The sequence below is a fragment of the Bradyrhizobium lablabi genome (genome assembly GCF_900141755.1).
GTDB classification, from domain to species: domain Bacteria; phylum Pseudomonadota; class Alphaproteobacteria; order Rhizobiales; family Xanthobacteraceae; genus Bradyrhizobium; species Bradyrhizobium lablabi_A.
In genome coordinates this window covers 2742908-2758657 of the sequence record NZ_LT670844.1, presented here as the reverse complement: position 1 = coordinate 2758657, position 15750 = coordinate 2742908, and the positions used below count along the sequence as shown (strand labels likewise).

The window sequence follows — 15750 nt, the reverse complement described above, 5'->3', positions numbered from 1 at the left end:
GCCAACGTAATGAACGTCATTGTTTTCGCATCGCGTAAAGGTGGCTCGGGAAAAAGTACTCTGGCTGCCCATCTCGCTGCCCATGTCCATAAAGCAACCAAACCGTGTCTATTGATCGACGCCGATCCGCAGGGATCGTTGACGCTCTGGCACAAGCTGCGCGGCACCAACGAACCGGCGATCAAAACCGCCGTTACTTCGGTCGGCGGGATTATTGCTGCCGCCAAGCGCGACGGAATTGAATGGGTATTCATCGATACGCCGCCGAATATGTCGGCGGTGGTGGAGGATTCCATCAAGAACGCCACCATGGTGATCATTCCGGCACGGCCGGGGGTCTTCGACGTCAACGCGGTACAGGAAACCATCCAAACCTGCCGCGCCGCGCGAAAGCCCTATGCGGTTGTGCTCAACGGCGCTCCGGCGCGCCGCGACGACGTCGAGAGCCCGATCGTCACCATCGCGCGTGAATCGCTGACAAAATTCCGGGCGCCGGTATGGGGCGGCCAGATCACCAACCGTGCCGACCTTTTGATGGCGCTCAGCCATGGCGAAGGCGCGCGCGAATATTATGCGGAAGGCCGTGCGGCGGCCGAGATCGGCCGGTTATGGGCCGCGATCGAACGCTCGGTGAAGGCGATCCGTGGCAATGCGCCGGCGAGCGGCGCGATGCACAAGCAGGCGGCGTAGTCTCGCCGAACTGCAAGGGCCGGCAAAGAACGCGCGGGGGCCCGCGCGTTTTTCTGTTGTTCTAAAAACATCAACCCTGCGTAACGGTTTCGCCGTTACGCAGGGTTGATGTTGCTTGCGTGGAATAATGTCCCACCGTCATTGCGAGGAGCGCAAGCGACGAAGCAATCCATTCCTCCTTTTAGGGGGCATGGATTGCTTCGTCGCAAGTGCTCCCTTGCGCAAACGCTTCGCGTTTGTCGCAGGCAATGACGGAGCGGGCGGTGGAGTCGGTTCGCGAATTACGCGACCATCAGCACGTAAAAGACAATCACCGGCGACAGGCTCAGGATCACCGACCAGATGCCGAGCGCCCAGAGGATGTCCTCGGTCCTAAAGCCCTGTTGTTCAGGAACCGGATTTTCCGTGGTATTCACGACGCCCCCGCGTTGTTTGTTTTGTCGGGGACCTTGATACGCGCGGAATTTTAAAATCCCGGTCGTGATTTCGCTTGCATTTGACCACAGGTGCTACCGCCGATTAACCACGGCAGCATCTCGTCCGTCGTGTCGGCGTCAGGCAAACAGCCGCAGCGCCACGACCGGCATCAGGCCGAGCAGCCCGACCCACAGGCCGAAGGTCGACACCAGCAGAACATCCTGCATGCCCTGGGATCGCTCGGAATTGACAAATTCGGCGGTTTGCGCGGTGTGATCGGTCATTGCTTCCCCCCGGGTTTTTGGTTCGAGGGGATTTCAATAGACTTCAAATTTTAAAGCCGCGGACGCTGCATCGCTCGGATTTGAGCGGGTGGCGACACCGTGCGTTAACCAGCGGGTTAGCGCGGGGCTTCATCCTTCGAGACGGCCGCGTTGCGGCCTCCTCAGGATGAGGTCCTCTATCCCCTCATGGTGAGGAGCGCGGCAATGCCGCGCGTCTCGAACCATGCGGCCCGGATGCGCGCTCCGATCCGGCGCACTAGCGGTCGGCGCGGCCGACCACGTCCATCAATTCGGCGATCTTGCGGCGCTGGTCGGCCTTGTCGCCCGAAGAGATCGCGTGCTCGACGCAATGGGCGACATGGTCGCGCAGGATTTCCTCCTCGACCCGGCGCAGCGCTGCTTTCGCGGCCGCGATCTGCGTCACCACGTCGATGCAATAGCGGTCATCCTCGACCATCCCGGCGAGGCCGCGGATCTGGCCTTCGATTCGTTTCAGCCGTTTGAGGCAGGAGGTCTTGATCTCGGTGCGCATGAGCCTCATATACCCCCCTAGGGTATATTGTTCAAGGTGCCGGGAGAAGTTTGATGGCGCAGCTCGATGAAGATAACGCACATGGCTTAGCTCACGCCGGCCATCATCATGGCCAGGCGCAGGCAAAATCCTGCTGCGGCGGCAAACACGGCGATGCTGACAAAGCCGCCGGCACGCCGGTCGCGATCGATCCGGTTTGCGGCATGAGCGTCAACCCTGATACCGCAAAGCACCGTTTTGCTTACAAGGGCCAGGACTTTTTCTTCTGCTCCGCGCGCTGCCGCGAGCGTTTTGAGGCCGAACCCGAAAAATTCCTGCAGCCGAGCGAGCCGGAGCCGGCGGCCCCGGCCGGCACCATCTACACCTGTCCGATGCATCCCGAGGTGCGTCAGGTCGGCCCGGGCGCTTGCCCGATCTGCGGCATGGCGCTCGAGCCCGAACAAATTTCGCTCGACGACAAGCCCGATCCTGAACTGATCGACATGACCAGGCGATTCTGGATCGCGCTGGCGTTGACGCTTCCGGTGTTTGCGATCGAGATGGGCAGCCATATCGGCCTGATGCATCTGGCGCCAGTGAGGTGGTCGAACTGGATTTCGCTTGTGCTCTCGACGCCGGTGGTGCTGTGGGCGGGTGCGCCGTTCTTCGTCCGCGGCTGGCGCTCGCTGATCACGCGCAATCTCAACATGTTCACGCTGATCGCGATGGGCACCGGCGTCGCCTGGCTCTACAGCGTGGTCGGCACGCTGGCGCCGCAACTCTTTCCGCCCGCCTTCCGCGACATGCACGGCATGGTCGCGGTGTATTTCGAGGCCGCCGCCGTCATCACGGTTCTGGTATTGCTCGGGCAAGTGCTGGAATTGCAGGCGCGCGCGCGCACCTCAGGCGCGATCCGCGCACTGCTGGGGTTAGCGCCCAAAACCGCGCGGCGGATCACCGATCATGGCGACGAGGACGTCGCGATCGACGCCATCAAAGTCGGCGATTTGTTGCGGGTGCGTCCCGGCGAAAAAATCCCGGTCGACGGCATCGTCACCGAAGGCCGCTCGGCGGTCGATGAATCCATGGTGACCGGCGAATCGATGCCGGTGTCGAAGGTGGAAGGCGCGCGCGTGATCGGCGGCACCGTCAACCAGAGCGGCGGGCTCGTGCTATCAGCGGAAAAAGTCGGCCGCGACACCATGCTGGCGCGGATCGTCGATATGGTGGCCCGCGCACAGCGCTCGCGCGCGCCGGTCCAGCGGCTCGCCGATCAGGTTGCCGGCTGGTTCGTGCCGGCGGTGATCGCTGCGGCGCTCCTGGCGTTCGCGGCCTGGATGCTGTTCGGGCCGGAGCCGCGCTTCACCTTCGGCCTGGTCGCAGCCGTTACGGTTTTGATAATCGCCTGTCCCTGCGCGCTCGGACTTGCCACCCCGATGTCGATCATGGTCGGCGTCGGCCGCGGCGCGCATTCGGGAATCCTGATCCGCGACGCCGAGGCGCTGGAGCGATTCGAGCGCATCGACACCATCGTGCTCGACAAGACCGGCACGCTCACCGAAGGCAAGCCCAAAGTCGTGTCGATCGTCACTGCCGACGGGTTTGAGGAGAGCGAATTGCTGCGGCTTGCCGCCAGCGTCGAACGCGGCAGCGAGCATCCGCTGGCGCTGGCCATCCTGAACGCGGCAAAGGCGCGCGGTCAAAAACTCGGCGAGGTCAGCGATTTCCTTTCGCCCTCCGGCAAGGGTGCAACCGGGACGGTCGACGGCCGCCGCATCGCGCTCGGCAATGCGACGCTGATGAGCGAGCAAGACATCGCCACGCATGATCTCGACGCGCCCGCAGAAACTGCACGCAGAAACGGCGCCACCGCGATCTATGTCGCGATCGACGGCCGTGCCGCCGGGGTCATCGCCATCGCCGATCCGATAAAGCCATCGGCACAAGCGGCGCTGCAAAAGCTGCGCGGCGACGGCTTGCGCATCGTCATGCTGACCGGCGACAATGTTACGACCGCGCGTGCGGTGGCGTCCCAGCTTGGCATCGAGGAAATCGAGGCGGGTGTGCTGCCGGAACGCAAGAGCGAGGTGGTGCAGCGGCTGCGCAACCAAGGCCGCCGCGTCGCCATGGTCGGCGACGGCGTCAATGACGCGCCGGCTTTGGCCGCGGCCGATGTCGGTATCGCCATGGGCGGCGGCACCGATGTTGCGATCGAAAGCGCGGGCGTCACGCTTCTGACCGGTGACCTCTTGGGATTGGTGCGGGCGAGGCGATTGTCGGTCGCGACCATGCGCAACATCCGCCAGAACCTGGCGTTCGCGTTTGTCTACAATTCCGCCGGCGTGCCGATCGCCGCCGGCGTGCTCTATCCGGTGTTCGGCATCCTGTTGTCGCCGATGGTCGGCGCCGCCGCGATGGCGCTGTCCTCGGTCAGCGTGATCGGCAACGCGCTAAGGTTGGCAAGGACGAAATTGGATTAGAGGGCGGTGATCGCCGCTTCTCCCTCTCCCCGCTCTTCGCGGGGAGAGGGGTGGGGTGAGCGCCGCTCGATCTCCCGATCGATCCGCGTCGCCAACTCCGCGCTCACTTCGGTCATCGGAAGCCTTACCTCCGCGCTGTCGATCAATCCGGTGCGCCACAGCCAATACTTGATCGGCGCCGGGCTCGGCTCGGAAAATAGCAACCTGGTGAGATCGGCAACCGATTGCCAACATGCCAACGCGGCATCGCGCTCGCCCGCGGCCATCAAGCTTTGCAACCTCGCAAACGCTTCGGTTTCGACATGGGCGGAGGCCAGGATAGCGCCATCGGCGCCGTCGGTCAGCGCCTCATGGTATTGGGCATCCTCGCCGGTGAGCACGGAAAAATCATTTGGGCGCCGGCGCAACAGATCGAGCGATTGATTGCGGTCTGCTGAACAATCCTTCAACCCGACGATGTTCGGATGCATGGCGAGGCGCAGCATTGCCTCATTGCCGAGATTGACGCCGGTCCGGTAGGGAATGTTGTAGAGCGCAAGCGGATGCGCGGCGCGATCGGCCAGCGCGCCAAAATGCAGCTCCAGGCCGCGCTGCGACGGCCGCGAATAATACGGGCAGGAAATCAAATATCCGTCGATCGGCCATGCCGCGGTCGTCTCCAGCGTATCCAACAGCGCAGCGGTGTTGCTGCCGGACAGGCCAAGGCAAACCGGAAGAGGTCGGGCTCCCGCCTCGTCCCGGACCGCGAACACCAACCGTTGGGTTTCTTTCGGTGTGAGTGTCAGACCCTCGCCGGTGGTGGCGGCAAGGATCAGCCCGTTGACGGGCAGGGCCGTGTAGTGCCGCACCAGCCGCCGCAGCGAGGCCTCATCGAGCGCACCTTCTCGAAACGGCGCAATCAGCGGCAGCCACAAGCCATGTAGGCAAGATCGAAGGTCGGAAGCTCGAAGGTCGGAAGATATTGGGTCGGTCATTTGTCCATCTCCTTGGAAAGTTGAGCCGGAGACGGGACACTAAAAAACCCCGTCCAGACGGCGGGGTTTTGCGGATCGGGCGAGGGCGAGAGGTCTATCGCGCGCGTCGATCTGCGGTCCCCGGAAGGGGCGCTTTTTTCGACGACGCTGCAGTGCACGAATTCGTGATCATCAGAGGATGATGATCGGCGGCACTAGCGCTGTCAACAGGCGGAATAGGTGCAGCCGGATGCATGCAACCGCCGCGAGTTAGCGCGATCCGACGGTTTTCGGGCGGCTATTTGCTGAGCAACAGTTCCAGACGAAAAAAAGCCGGGCTCGTAAAAGCCCGGCTTAAGGTATTGGCCACGTGAGGCCGACACAATCACCTTCCAAGAGGGATTACTGAACTTTCGCGCCACTGGAGGAGGGGGACAAATGCGCAACGCGACTGCTCAGCGTGAAAACATTATGGTCCCCGTTAGAGCCTTGCAGCAACCGTCCAAGCCGCATGTCAGTCATGCGGAGACCGGGGGCTGTTGTCGTCAGACGTCGACAAGCGCGCTGTAACGCTTTTGCTTACCTTTGATTCGAAAGAACATGAATCTAAGATTCGCACGGTTTTTGGTTGAGACATTCTCCAGAGCGGCCTGCAAACGACATTCGGATAATCTTTAAACGCGCGAAGCAGCGACAAACCGCTACGACGGCCAGCGCTGCGCCTTGCTGACGACGAAGTCGCGGAACACCTGCACCCGTGCCACCGTCTTCAACTCTTCGGGATAGACGAAATAGGTGTCGACCTGGATCGAGTCCGTCTCGCCGAACAGCTGCACCAGGCGGTTGTTTTCCTCGACCAGATAGTCCGGCAGCGCCGCGATCCCGAGCCCCTGCTGGCATGCGCGCACCAACCCTAAGATGTTGTTGACCTTGAAATAGGCCTCGCGCGGACCGGAGCCGTTGCGGCCGGCATCGATCAGCCAGCTGCGGTTCGCCAAATGCGCCGGAACCTGGGAATCGCTCAGCATGATGATGCGATGGGAATCGAGGTCGTCGAGGGTGCGCGGCGTACCGAAGCGCTTGATGTATTCCGGCGAGCAATAGGCGTGGAAGCCGATCGAGAACAGCTTGCGCTGGATCAAATCGGGCTGGGTCGGCTTGCGGGTGCGGATCGCGACATCCGCCTCGCGCATCGAGAGATCCAGTTCCTCGTCGGTGACGATCATCGAAATCCGGATCTCCGGATAGAGCGCGGTGAATTCATGCAGCCGCGGAATCAGCCAGTTGATGCCGAGCGCCGGCGGCGTCGTGATCTTGAGGTCGCCGCTCGGCCGCTCGCGGCTGTCGGTCAGTTTGGCACGCGCCGCCTGCAATTGCATGAAGACGTCATGCGCGGTGCGGAACAACAAATCGCCCTGTTCGGTGAGAATGAGGCCGCGGGCATGGCGGTGAAACAGCGACACCGACAGTTCCTGCTCCAGCGCGCTGACCTGCCTTGAGACCGCAGACTGCGACAGCCCAAGCTGCTCGCCGGCATGCGTGAAGCTCCCCGCTTCCGCCGCTGCGTGAAACACCTTCAGCTTATCCCAATCCATATCCGTAAATCCGTCGCGGGTTCGAGCCATGATCATTCCGCCGCCGCGCGTTCGCTGGCGCGAAGGGCGAGAAATCGTTCGGCCTCAAGTGCGGCCATGCAGCCAAGGCCCGCCGCCGTGACCGCCTGCCGGTAGGTTTCGTCGGCGACGTCGCCGGCGGCGAACAGGCCTGCGACTGACGTCGCGGTCGAATTCGGCGCCACCTCGACATATCCCGATGGTTTCAATTTCACCTGGCCGAGCACCAGCTCGGTCGCCGGCGCATGCCCGATCGCGATGAAGACGCCGTCCGCCGGCAGCTCTTTCAGCGCGCCGGTTTTGACATTCTTCAGGCGGACATGGGTAACCTTGGCAGGATTTTCGCTGCCGCGGATTTCGTCGATCGCGCTATCCCACACCACCTTGATCTTGGGATGCTTGAACAGCCGTTCCTGCAGGATGCGCTCGGCGCGGAAATGATCGCGGCGATGCACGATGGTCACTTGCGAAGCAAAGTTGGTGAGGAACAGCGCTTCCTCCACCGCGGTGTTGCCGCCGCCGACCACGATGACTTCCTTGCCGCGATAGAAAAACCCGTCGCAGGTCGCGCAGGCCGATACGCCAAAACCCTTGAATTTTTCTTCCGACGGCGTGCCGAGCCAGCGCGCCTGCGCGCCGGTGGCGAGGATCACCACTTCCGCGAGATAGACGTCGCCGCTGTCACAGGTCAGGCGGAACGGCCGCCGCGCGAGCTCGAGCTTGGTCACGAGATCGGTGACGATCTTGGTGCCGACATGGGCGGCCTGCTTCTCCATCTGCTCCATCAGCCACGGACCCTGGATGACATCCGCAAAGCCGGGATAGTTTTCCACGTCGGTGGTGATGGTCATCTGGCCGCCGGGCTGGATGCCCTGGATCAGCACCGGCTCAAGCATCGCCCGCGCGGCATAGATCGCCGCAGTGTAGCCGGCCGGGCCGGAACCGATGATGACGACCTTGGCGTGGATGGGAGCAGGCATAGGGTCGATCCCTCTCTTAAGGGAATTTAGGCCAGCGCTTAAGCGGAATGCGCCCGGAAAGGCATCGCGGCGGCGCGGAAAGTGTCGAATCCAAGATAGGATATCTGGCAAGCTATGCAAGAATTGCAATCCATATCAGCGAATTTTCCCCTCACGCGCGATAAATGACGCGGTGCACGCGCAATAAAATTGCGCTAGCTGCGCCAGCTGCGCTATGAGTGTTGCCGATATTCCCGGAAGAAGCCCCGACAGTTTAAGGACCTGGAACCGCGTGTCGAAGAATCTTGACGAGATCGACCTCAAAATCCTCAGCGAAATCCAGGCCGACGGCCGAATCACCAATGTGGAGCTGGCCAAACGCGTCGGTATTTCGCCGCCGCCCTGCCTGCGCCGGGTGCGAACGCTGGAGGAAGCCGGCTACATTCAGGGCTATCGCGGACTTTTGGATCCGCGCCGACTCGGTTTCGACGTCACGGTGTTCGCCTCCGTGCATCTGTCGAGCCAGGCGGAAGCGGATCTGCGCGCGTTCGAGGAATTCGTGCGCGCCGAGCCCTTGGTGCGGGAATGCTGGATGCTCTCGGGCGAGGTCGACTTCATCCTCAAATGCGTGGCGCCCGACATGGCGACGTTCCAGGATTTTGTCACCCATCTGACGGCCGCGCCCCATGTCCGCAACGTCAGGACATCGCTGGTGCTGCACAACTCGAAATACGAGGCCGCGGTACCGCTTGAAGTGAAAGTGCCGGGGTAGACCTCATCCTGAGGAGCTTGCCACCGGGTCCGCGCGAAGCGCGGCCCGATGACAAACTCCGCAAGCGTCTCGAAGGATGGCCGCACATTCGGACTCGCCGCCATCCTTCGAGACGCGCGCAAGAGCGCGCTCCTCAGGATGAGGTCGGAGATATATCCACGGCGTCTCAGGATGACGGTGAGCCCTCAACCCTTCTTGCCGATCAGCGCATCGAGGCTCCACGGTCCGCCGCCGGCACATACGAAATAGAGGCAAGAAAAGCAGAACATGATCGCGAGGTTGCCGCCATTCAGCAGCGGAATGAAGTTTCGCGGGAAATGCTCGATGAAATAGGCACACGCCATTTCACCCGAGAGGATGAAAGCCACCGGCCGTGTCAACAGACCGAGGATCAAGAGTCCGCCCAGAATCAATTCGAACATGCCGGCAACGCCGAACAGCGAAAACGCCTGCACTTTCTCAAACGGCGTCCCCGGCGGGAATTTCAAAATCTTCGCGACCCCGAACTGAAACATCAGCAGTCCGGTGACGACGCGGAAAATGCTGAGAACCTGCGGCTCAAAGCGTGCAAGCATTTTGTTGAAGCTGTCCATGGCCGCCCCCTATGCCCGCTTCATCGTGGCGTCGACGCTCCACGGGCCGCCGCCCGCGGTCGACAAATAGAGGCAGGTGAAGCAGTACATGATCGCCAGCGTGCCGCCGTTGATAAGGGGATAGAAGCTCTTTGGCGCATGCGCCATGAAATAGCCGACCGCCATTTCACCGGAGAGAATGAAGGCTGCCGGCTGCGTAAACAGGCCGAGGATCAAAAGCGCGCCGCCGATCAGTTCGATGAAGCCGGCGGCGCCCAGCAGCGACAAAGGCTGCACGTCGGCGTAGGCCGGCAGCGCAGGAAAGTGAAAGATCTTTCCCATGCCGTGCTCGATGATCATCAACCCCATAATGATGCGCAGCACACTCAATGCGCGCGGCTTCCATGCCACCAATGTTTCGATCATGCTTGTTCCCCCAACGTTTAAGGCGTCTGACAAGTATCGCGTCGTGGCGCTGAGGGGAAGGATATAAACCACAGAAAATCGGTAACGTTTCGCAGAGCAGCAAAGGAATAAGGCCGTGGCCTAAGTGTTTGCAGCAACCGTCACGCCTGCGGTCGAATCAGCGCAAGCAAAAAGGACCGGGAAGTTGTCCCGACCCTCTTCATGTTTGCGCAAAACGCCGTTGCTAGCGCCACTCGACCTTGGTGATCTCGTAGGCCTTGGCGCCGCCGGGGGCAACGACTTCCACCGAGGCGCCCTTCTTCTTGCCGATCAGCGCGCGCGCCAACGGCGAGGTGATGGAGATGCGGCCCTTCTTGGCGTCAGCTTCCGGCTCGCCGACGATCTGCCACACCGCCTTCTTGTCGGTGTCCTCGTCGACCAGCGTCACGGTGGCGCCGAACTTGATGGTGTCACCGGAGAGTTTTGAGATGTCGATGATGTCGGCGCGGGCAAGCTTGTCCTCCAACTCGGCGATACGGCCTTCGTTGTGGGACTGCTCTTCCTTCGCGGCGTGATATTCCGCGTTCTCCGAAAGGTCGCCATGCGAGCGCGCCTCCGCGATATGCTCGATGATGCGCGGACGATCCACCGACTGGCGCTGCTTCAATTCGACCTCGAGGGCGGCATAGCCGCCGGCGGTCATCGGAACCTTTTCCATCATCTTCTCACGTCCTTCAACATCATGCGGACCAATCCGCCGGCCACGCATAAACGCCGAAACAGAATACGCTTGCGACTGAAGAGTTCCAGCCACAAGGGTTTCATTGCCGATCAATTACCGCCCCCCCGGGGAGCCCGGCCAACCGATCAGGTTTCGGAAAAATAACTCTGCAGCGTGCGGACCTCAAGGTCCCCGCCCAGATAGGCACGGATGCCCTGGGCGGCCGCCACCGCTCCGGAAAGAGTGGTGTAATATGGCACTTTATGCAAGAGGGCAGCTCGCCGCAATGAGCGGCTGTCGGCCAGCGCCTGCGGCCCCTCGGTGGTATTGAAGACCAGCTGGATGTCGCCGTTCATGATGGCGTCGACGATATGCGGCCGGCCCTCCAGCACCTTGTTTACCTTTTCGGTCGGCACCCCCGAATCGGTCAGGAAGCGCTGCGTGCCGGAGGTCGCCATCACCCTGAAACCGGCCTCAGACAATAGTCGTACCGCATCCGCGATCCGGGTCTTGTCGATGTCGCGGACCGAGACGAACACGGTGCCCTTGCGCGGCACCCTGGTGCCGCCGCCGAGCTGGCTCTTGGCAAACGCAATCTCGAACGAGCGGTCGATGCCCATCACCTCGCCGGTCGAGCGCATCTCCGGACCCAACACCGTATCGACGCCGGGGAAGCGGGCGAACGGAAAAACCGATTCCTTGACGCCGACGTGGCCGAGCTTGCGCTTCTTCAAGTTGAAGTCGGAAAGTTTCTCGCCGGCCATGATCCGTGCGGCGATCTTCGCCACCGGCGTGCCGATCACCTTGGCGACGAACGGCACCGTGCGCGACGCCCGCGGATTGACCTCGAGCACATAGATCTCGCCGTCCTTGATGGCGTATTGCACGTTCATCAATCCGACCACGTCGAGACCAAGCGCCAGGTCGCGGGTCTGCCGCTCCAATTCGGCGATCATCACAGCATCCAGCGAATGCGGCGGCAGCGAGCAGGCAGAGTCGCCGGAGTGAATGCCGGCTTCCTCGATATGCTCCATGATGCCGACGATGAAGGTGTCCTTGCCGTCGCACAGGCAATCGACGTCGATCTCGGTGGCGTCAGACAGATAGCGGTCGAACAGCAGCGGATTGGTGCCGAGCACGGTGTTGATCTGCCCGGTCTTGTCGTTGGGATAGCGCGCCTTGACGTCGCCCGGCACCAGTTCCGGCAGCGTGCCGAGCAAATAATCGGAGAGCTGGTTGTCCTCGCGGATGATCTGCATGGCGCGGCCGCCGAGCACATAGGAAGGACGCACGACCAGCGGCAGCCCGAGATCGGCGGCGACCAGGCGGGCCTGTTCGACCGAATAGGCGATGCCGTTCTTCGGCTGCTTCAATCGCAATTTGTCGAGCACGCGCTTGAAGCGGTCGCGGTCCTCGGCAAGATCGATGGCGTCGGGCGAGGTGCCGAGGATCGGCACATCGGCGGCTTCCAGCGCGTGCGCGAGTTTTAACGGCGTCTGGCCGCCGAACTGCACGATCACGCCGTGCAGCGTGCCGTTCTTGCGTTCGGTCGCGATGATTTCGAGAACGTCTTCCGCGGTCAGCGGTTCGAAGTACAAGCGGTCGGCGGTATCGTAATCGGTCGATACCGTTTCCGGATTGCAGTTAATCATGATGGTCTCATAGCCGGCGTCGTCCAGCGCGAAGCAGGCATGACAGCAGCAATAATCGAATTCGATGCCCTGGCCGATCCGGTTCGGTCCGCCGCCGAGGATGATGACCTTCTTCTTGTCGGACGGCGCGCTCTCATCGGCGAGGTGACCGGCGAACGGCGCCTCATAGGTCGAATACATATAGGCGGTGGGGGAGGCGAACTCGGCCGCGCAGGTATCGATGCGCTTGAACACTGGGCGAACCCCGAGCGCGTGGCGCCGCGCCGTTACTTCGGCTTCCGTTGTCTCGGCCAGCACCGCCAGCCGCGCATCGGAAAAGCCCATGGCCTTCAGGGTCCGCATGCCGAACGCATTCGCCGGCAATCCGTTAGCCTTGATCTTGCTCTCCATCTCGACGATGCCGCGCAGCTCGCCAAGAAACCACGGATCGATCTTGCAGGAGGTGAAGATCTCCTCATTGCTCCAGCCGAGCCGCATCGCCTGGGCGACCTGCAGCAGACGGTCCGGCGTCGGCGTGCCCAGCGCGGCGCGGACGGCATTCTTGTCGTCGCCGTGTCCTAACCCCTCGATCTCGATTTCGTCGAGCCCGGTCAGGCCGGTTTCAAGGCCGCGCAGCGCCTTCTGCAGGCTTTCCTGGAAGGTGCGGCCGATCGCCATCACTTCGCCGACCGACTTCATCGAGGTGGTCAGCGTGGTGGAGGCGCCGGGAAATTTTTCGAACGCAAAGCGCGGGATCTTGGTGACGACATAGTCGATGGTCGGCTCGAACGAAGCCGGCGTCGCGCCGCCGGTGATGTCGTTGGCGATCTCGTCCAGCGTGTAGCCGACCGCAAGTTTCGCCGCGACCTTTGCGATCGGAAAGCCGGTCGCCTTCGAGGCCAGCGCCGAGGAGCGCGACACCCGCGGGTTCATCTCGATCACGACCATGCGGCCGTCGGCCGGGTTGACGCCGAACTGCACGTTGGAGCCGCCGGTCTCGACGCCGATTTCGCGCAGCACCGCGAGCGATGCGTCGCGCATGATCTGGTATTCTTTGTCGGTCAAGGTCAGCGCCGGCGCCACCGTGATGGAATCGCCGGTATGCACGCCCATCGGATCGAGGTTCTCGATCGAGCAGATGATGATGCAATTATCGTGTCTGTCGCGCACCACCTCCATCTCGAACTCTTTCCACCCGAGCACGCTTTCCTCGATCAGGACCTCGTCGGTGGGCGAGGCGTCGATGCCGCGCTCGACGATCTCGATGAACTCGGCCTTGGTGTAGGCGATGCCGCCGCCGGTGCCGCCCATGGTGAAGGAGGGGCGGATGATCGCGGGTAGCCCGATGTCGTCGAGGGCGCGCAGCGCATCGGGCAGGGTCTTGGTCTGCACCGAGCGCGGCGTTTCCAGGCCGATCCGGGTCATGGCCTCGCGGAACCGGCCGCGATCTTCGGCCTTGTCGATGGCATCAGCGGTGGCGCCGATCATCTCGACGTCGAACTTTTTAAGCGTCCCCTGCCGGCGCAGCGACAGCGCGCAGTTCAGCGCCGTCTGCCCGCCCATGGTGGGCAACAGGGCAAAACCGCCAGGGATGATGTGGCGTTCTTTCTCGATGATCTTGGCGACGATTTCCGGCGTGATCGGCTCGATATAGGTGGCATCGGCCAATTCCGGATCGGTCATGATGGTGGCCGGATTGGAATTGACCAGGACGATCCGATAACCCTCTTCCTTCAATGTCTTGACCGCCTGCGTCCCCGAATAATCGAATTCGCAGGCCTGCCCGATCACGATCGGGCCGGCGCCAATGATCAGGATGGTGGAGATGTCGGTTCGTTTGGGCATCAAATCTCGCGGGAACGGGAAATCGGGCACAAAAAAAGGGCGCGCATGCCGCGCGTCCCTTTGAGCAAGAGCGCCAGGTCAGACCTCGCGCGCGGGTGGTCTTTAGACCAGATTCCGCAGCCGTGAAAGGGTTTTAGCGCCCCATCAACCGGCAATTCGCCCTTCGATCTACGGCGGGGCAAGCGTTCATCGGGGCTGGCTTGCCAACCGAAGCTGCAAAGCAGCGTAGGTTGGAGGCCCGGCCTGGATTTGAACCAGGATAAAGAGCGATGCACTGCTCTCGCGTCGACGCTTTCCGCCACCGGGCCGTTCCGATCATCGCCGATTGCGCAGGCTTGAGCCAGGCTTGCCGTTTATTAACCCTAACCGGGCGCGATCAGCGAAAGTGGTGTCCGGTTTTGCCTCCGATCGCGCCCGAATGATCAAGCTGCGAAGGCGTGCCGCGCCACAAACGTCATCCGCCACGGATTGTGTCCGATATTTGTTAGCGCCCGCGAGGCGGTAAATCCGGCTGCCTTAAGCTTTTCGATCATCTCGGCCTCGCTGTAGCGATGCAGCCCAACGCGCGCGCGCAATTGCCGGTAGTCCGACAGCGCGGTCGAGACCAGCCCGATCAGGGCATCCCTGAGAAAGCCGTGGGTCGCCGCGAAGCGCAGCAAGGCCAGCACATCGCGCCCCATGCCGACCTCGGGCCGCAGGATATCGCCCAGCACCAGCCGGCCGCCGGGTTTCAACAGCCGCCGCACCACCGCGAACGCGGCATCGAGCTCGCTCGGCGTCATGTATTGGGCGACCGAATTCATCACCACGAGATCGACGGATTTTTCGTGCATTTTCCGCAAATCATCCAGCGACCGCACCCGAATTTTTGTGTTCGGGGCAAAGCGCGCGATCAGCCGGCCGCGCACGCCCGGCGCCGGCTCCGCCAGATAGAGCTTGCCGCAGGCCTCCGCGACCCGCGCCGCCGACAGCGCCTCGCCGCAGGCATAGTCGACCACGACCGCGTCCGGCGAGGAGATGTAGCCGATGATATCCTTCGCGATGACCTGGAAATGCAGGTCGCGGTGCAGTCTGCTCGCGTAAATCGTATGCGTGGAATCGTAATAATCGATCCAGTCGTCCATATCACAGGGGTCCGGCAAAATTGGGGGGTTCCCGATGCAGGAACCGCTGCCTATCTGATGCGTTAGATGGTCCGGTGGCCGCTGTCCAATGCGGTCAAAGCCCGGTTTCCTAACAGTCCAGGTAAAGTTCAGGAACAGTTCAAGTCCGGTTTCCTAACAGGAAGGTGCATTGTGAGCAAAGCCAAGTCCGACAAGGTATCCCCCGATCTCGACACCCCGACCGATCTGCCGCAGGGAGCGGTTGAGAAGATTTCGGCGTCGCTCAACGTTCTGTTGGCCGACGCCTTCGCGCTCTACGTGAAGACCAAGAATTTCCACTGGCATGTCTCTGGCCGGCACTTCCACGATTATCATCTGATGCTCGACGAGCAGTCGGATGCGATTTTCGCGACCACCGACCAGCTCGCCGAACGCGTCCGCAAGCTCGGCGGCACCACGCTGCGCTCGGTCGGGCAGATCAGCAAACTGCAGACCATCCAGGACAACAATGAGAGCTACGTGCCGCCGCGCGACATGCTGCGCGAGTTGATGGAAGACAACAAGCACATGGCCGCCGCGATGCGAAAGGCGCACGAGCTCTGCGACCAGCACGGCGATTCCGGTAGCGCCGGGCTGCTGGAGACCTTCATCGACGAAACCGAGCGCCGTACCTGGTTCCTGTTCGAAGCCAGCCGTCAGGAAGGCAGCAACGCGGCGTAGTTGAACCCTCTCCCCCTGTGGGAGAGGGTGCCGAGCCAACGGGTCGGCGCGAAGCGCCGCCCGATGATAAACTC

Annotated in this window: 15 protein-coding genes and 1 tRNA gene; 4 read left to right on the top strand and 12 right to left on the bottom strand. The window is 62.1% G+C overall.

Annotated elements, in window-relative coordinates:
- Nucleotides 1-9: 9 nt before the first annotated feature.
- A complete protein-coding gene (locus tag B5526_RS12770; protein WP_079538504.1) occupies nucleotides 10-690 on the top strand; it encodes a ParA family protein in 681 nt (226 codons plus the stop codon).
- Between the two features lie 281 nt (nucleotides 691-971).
- Here the strand turns inward: B5526_RS12770 and B5526_RS39440 are convergent, their stop codons facing one another.
- From B5526_RS39440 to B5526_RS12765, 3 genes are all read right to left on the bottom strand, one after another.
- On the bottom strand, nucleotides 972-1106 hold the full coding sequence (locus B5526_RS39440) for a hypothetical protein (RefSeq protein ID WP_283807619.1): 135 nt from the start codon (nucleotides 1104-1106) through the stop codon (nucleotides 972-974).
- Between the two features lie 138 nt (nucleotides 1107-1244).
- Nucleotides 1245-1391, bottom strand: a complete 147-nt coding sequence (locus B5526_RS37665; RefSeq protein WP_154071287.1) for a hypothetical protein — start codon at nucleotides 1389-1391, stop codon at nucleotides 1245-1247.
- Nucleotides 1392-1647: 256 nt separating this feature from the next.
- The gene (locus B5526_RS12765) at nucleotides 1648-1923 is read right to left on the bottom strand and encodes a metal-sensitive transcriptional regulator (protein WP_079538503.1); all 276 of its coding nucleotides are present in this window, start codon (nucleotides 1921-1923) and stop codon (nucleotides 1648-1650) included.
- 53 nt (nucleotides 1924-1976) lie between these two features.
- Here B5526_RS12765 and B5526_RS12760 point away from each other — a divergent pair, with 53 nt between their 5' ends.
- The gene (locus tag B5526_RS12760; RefSeq protein ID WP_079538502.1) at nucleotides 1977-4382 is read left to right on the top strand and encodes a heavy metal translocating P-type ATPase; all 2406 of its coding nucleotides are present in this window, start codon (nucleotides 1977-1979) and stop codon (nucleotides 4380-4382) included.
- On the opposite strand, the gene dapA is transcribed toward B5526_RS12760, so the two are convergent.
- From dapA to trxB, 3 genes are all read right to left on the bottom strand, one after another.
- Nucleotides 4379-5356 (bottom strand): 4-hydroxy-tetrahydrodipicolinate synthase, encoded by a 978-nt coding sequence (gene dapA / locus B5526_RS12755; protein ID WP_079538501.1) that lies wholly within the window; start codon nucleotides 5354-5356, stop codon nucleotides 4379-4381. The genes B5526_RS12760 and dapA overlap by 4 nt on opposite strands.
- A 680-nt stretch (nucleotides 5357-6036) precedes the next feature.
- Nucleotides 6037-6960, bottom strand: coding sequence for a LysR family transcriptional regulator (locus B5526_RS12750; protein ID WP_079544956.1), 924 nt, complete (start codon nucleotides 6958-6960; stop codon nucleotides 6037-6039).
- A 2-nt stretch (nucleotides 6961-6962) separates the two neighbouring features.
- On the bottom strand, nucleotides 6963-7928 hold the full coding sequence (trxB, locus tag B5526_RS12745; RefSeq protein ID WP_079538500.1) for a thioredoxin-disulfide reductase: 966 nt from the start codon (nucleotides 7926-7928) through the stop codon (nucleotides 6963-6965).
- A 271-nt stretch (nucleotides 7929-8199) separates the two neighbouring features.
- Between trxB and B5526_RS12740 the strand changes: the two genes are divergently transcribed.
- Nucleotides 8200-8679 carry an Lrp/AsnC family transcriptional regulator gene (locus B5526_RS12740; RefSeq protein WP_079538499.1) on the top strand — a complete coding sequence of 160 codons (480 nt, stop codon included), beginning with the start codon at nucleotides 8200-8202 and terminating at the stop codon, nucleotides 8677-8679.
- Nucleotides 8680-8864: 185 nt separating this feature from the next.
- Here B5526_RS12740 and B5526_RS12735 read toward each other — a convergent pair whose 3' ends face one another.
- From B5526_RS12735 to B5526_RS12715, 6 genes are all read right to left on the bottom strand, one after another.
- Nucleotides 8865-9272, bottom strand: coding sequence for a DoxX family protein (locus tag B5526_RS12735; protein WP_079538498.1), 408 nt, complete (start codon nucleotides 9270-9272; stop codon nucleotides 8865-8867).
- Between the two features lie 9 nt (nucleotides 9273-9281).
- Nucleotides 9282-9677: a DoxX family protein gene (locus tag B5526_RS12730; protein ID WP_079538497.1), complete on the bottom strand. Its 396-nt coding sequence runs from the start codon at nucleotides 9675-9677 to the stop codon at nucleotides 9282-9284.
- A gap of 223 nt (nucleotides 9678-9900) precedes the next feature.
- Entirely contained in the window at nucleotides 9901-10377 is a 477-nt protein-coding gene (greA, locus tag B5526_RS12725) for a transcription elongation factor GreA (RefSeq protein ID WP_079538496.1), read from the bottom strand.
- A gap of 146 nt (nucleotides 10378-10523) precedes the next feature.
- Nucleotides 10524-13853, bottom strand: a complete 3330-nt coding sequence (carB, locus tag B5526_RS12720) for a carbamoyl-phosphate synthase large subunit (RefSeq protein WP_079538495.1) — start codon at nucleotides 13851-13853, stop codon at nucleotides 10524-10526.
- A gap of 231 nt (nucleotides 13854-14084) precedes the next feature.
- A tRNA-Ala gene (locus B5526_RS37660) sits at nucleotides 14085-14161 on the bottom strand.
- Between the two features lie 114 nt (nucleotides 14162-14275).
- On the bottom strand, nucleotides 14276-14977 hold the full coding sequence (locus B5526_RS12715) for a class I SAM-dependent methyltransferase (RefSeq protein WP_079538494.1): 702 nt from the start codon (nucleotides 14975-14977) through the stop codon (nucleotides 14276-14278).
- Between the two features lie 171 nt (nucleotides 14978-15148).
- On the opposite strand from B5526_RS12715, the gene B5526_RS12710 reads away from it, so the two are divergent.
- Entirely contained in the window at nucleotides 15149-15676 is a 528-nt protein-coding gene (locus tag B5526_RS12710) for a Dps family protein (protein WP_079538493.1), read from the top strand.
- The last annotated feature ends 74 nt before the right edge of the window (nucleotides 15677-15750 follow it).

Bases quoted from the DNA above. Each gene is read 5' to 3' on its own strand.
- B5526_RS12770 (WP_079538504.1), top strand. From the start codon at position 10: ATGAACGTCATTGTTTTCGCATCGCGTAAAGGTGGCTCGGGAAAAAGT.
- B5526_RS37665 (WP_154071287.1), bottom strand. From the start codon at position 1,391: ATGACCGATCACACCGCGCAAACCGCCGAATTTGTCAATTCCGAGCGA.
- B5526_RS12765 (WP_079538503.1), bottom strand. From the start codon at position 1,923: ATGCGCACCGAGATCAAGACCTCCTGCCTCAAACGGCTGAAACGAATC.
- B5526_RS12760 (WP_079538502.1), top strand. From the start codon at position 1,977: ATGGCGCAGCTCGATGAAGATAACGCACATGGCTTAGCTCACGCCGGC.
- dapA (WP_079538501.1), bottom strand. From the start codon at position 5,356: ATGACCGACCCAATATCTTCCGACCTTCGAGCTTCCGACCTTCGATCT.
- B5526_RS12750 (WP_079544956.1), bottom strand. From the start codon at position 6,960: ATGGCTCGAACCCGCGACGGATTTACGGATATGGATTGGGATAAGCTG.
- trxB (WP_079538500.1), bottom strand. From the start codon at position 7,928: ATGCCTGCTCCCATCCACGCCAAGGTCGTCATCATCGGTTCCGGCCCG.
- B5526_RS12735 (WP_079538498.1), bottom strand. From the start codon at position 9,272: ATGGACAGCTTCAACAAAATGCTTGCACGCTTTGAGCCGCAGGTTCTC.
- B5526_RS12730 (WP_079538497.1), bottom strand. From the start codon at position 9,677: ATGATCGAAACATTGGTGGCATGGAAGCCGCGCGCATTGAGTGTGCTG.
- greA (WP_079538496.1), bottom strand. From the start codon at position 10,377: ATGATGGAAAAGGTTCCGATGACCGCCGGCGGCTATGCCGCCCTCGAG.
- carB (WP_079538495.1), bottom strand. From the start codon at position 13,853: ATGCCCAAACGAACCGACATCTCCACCATCCTGATCATTGGCGCCGGC.
- B5526_RS12715 (WP_079538494.1), bottom strand. From the start codon at position 14,977: ATGGACGACTGGATCGATTATTACGATTCCACGCATACGATTTACGCG.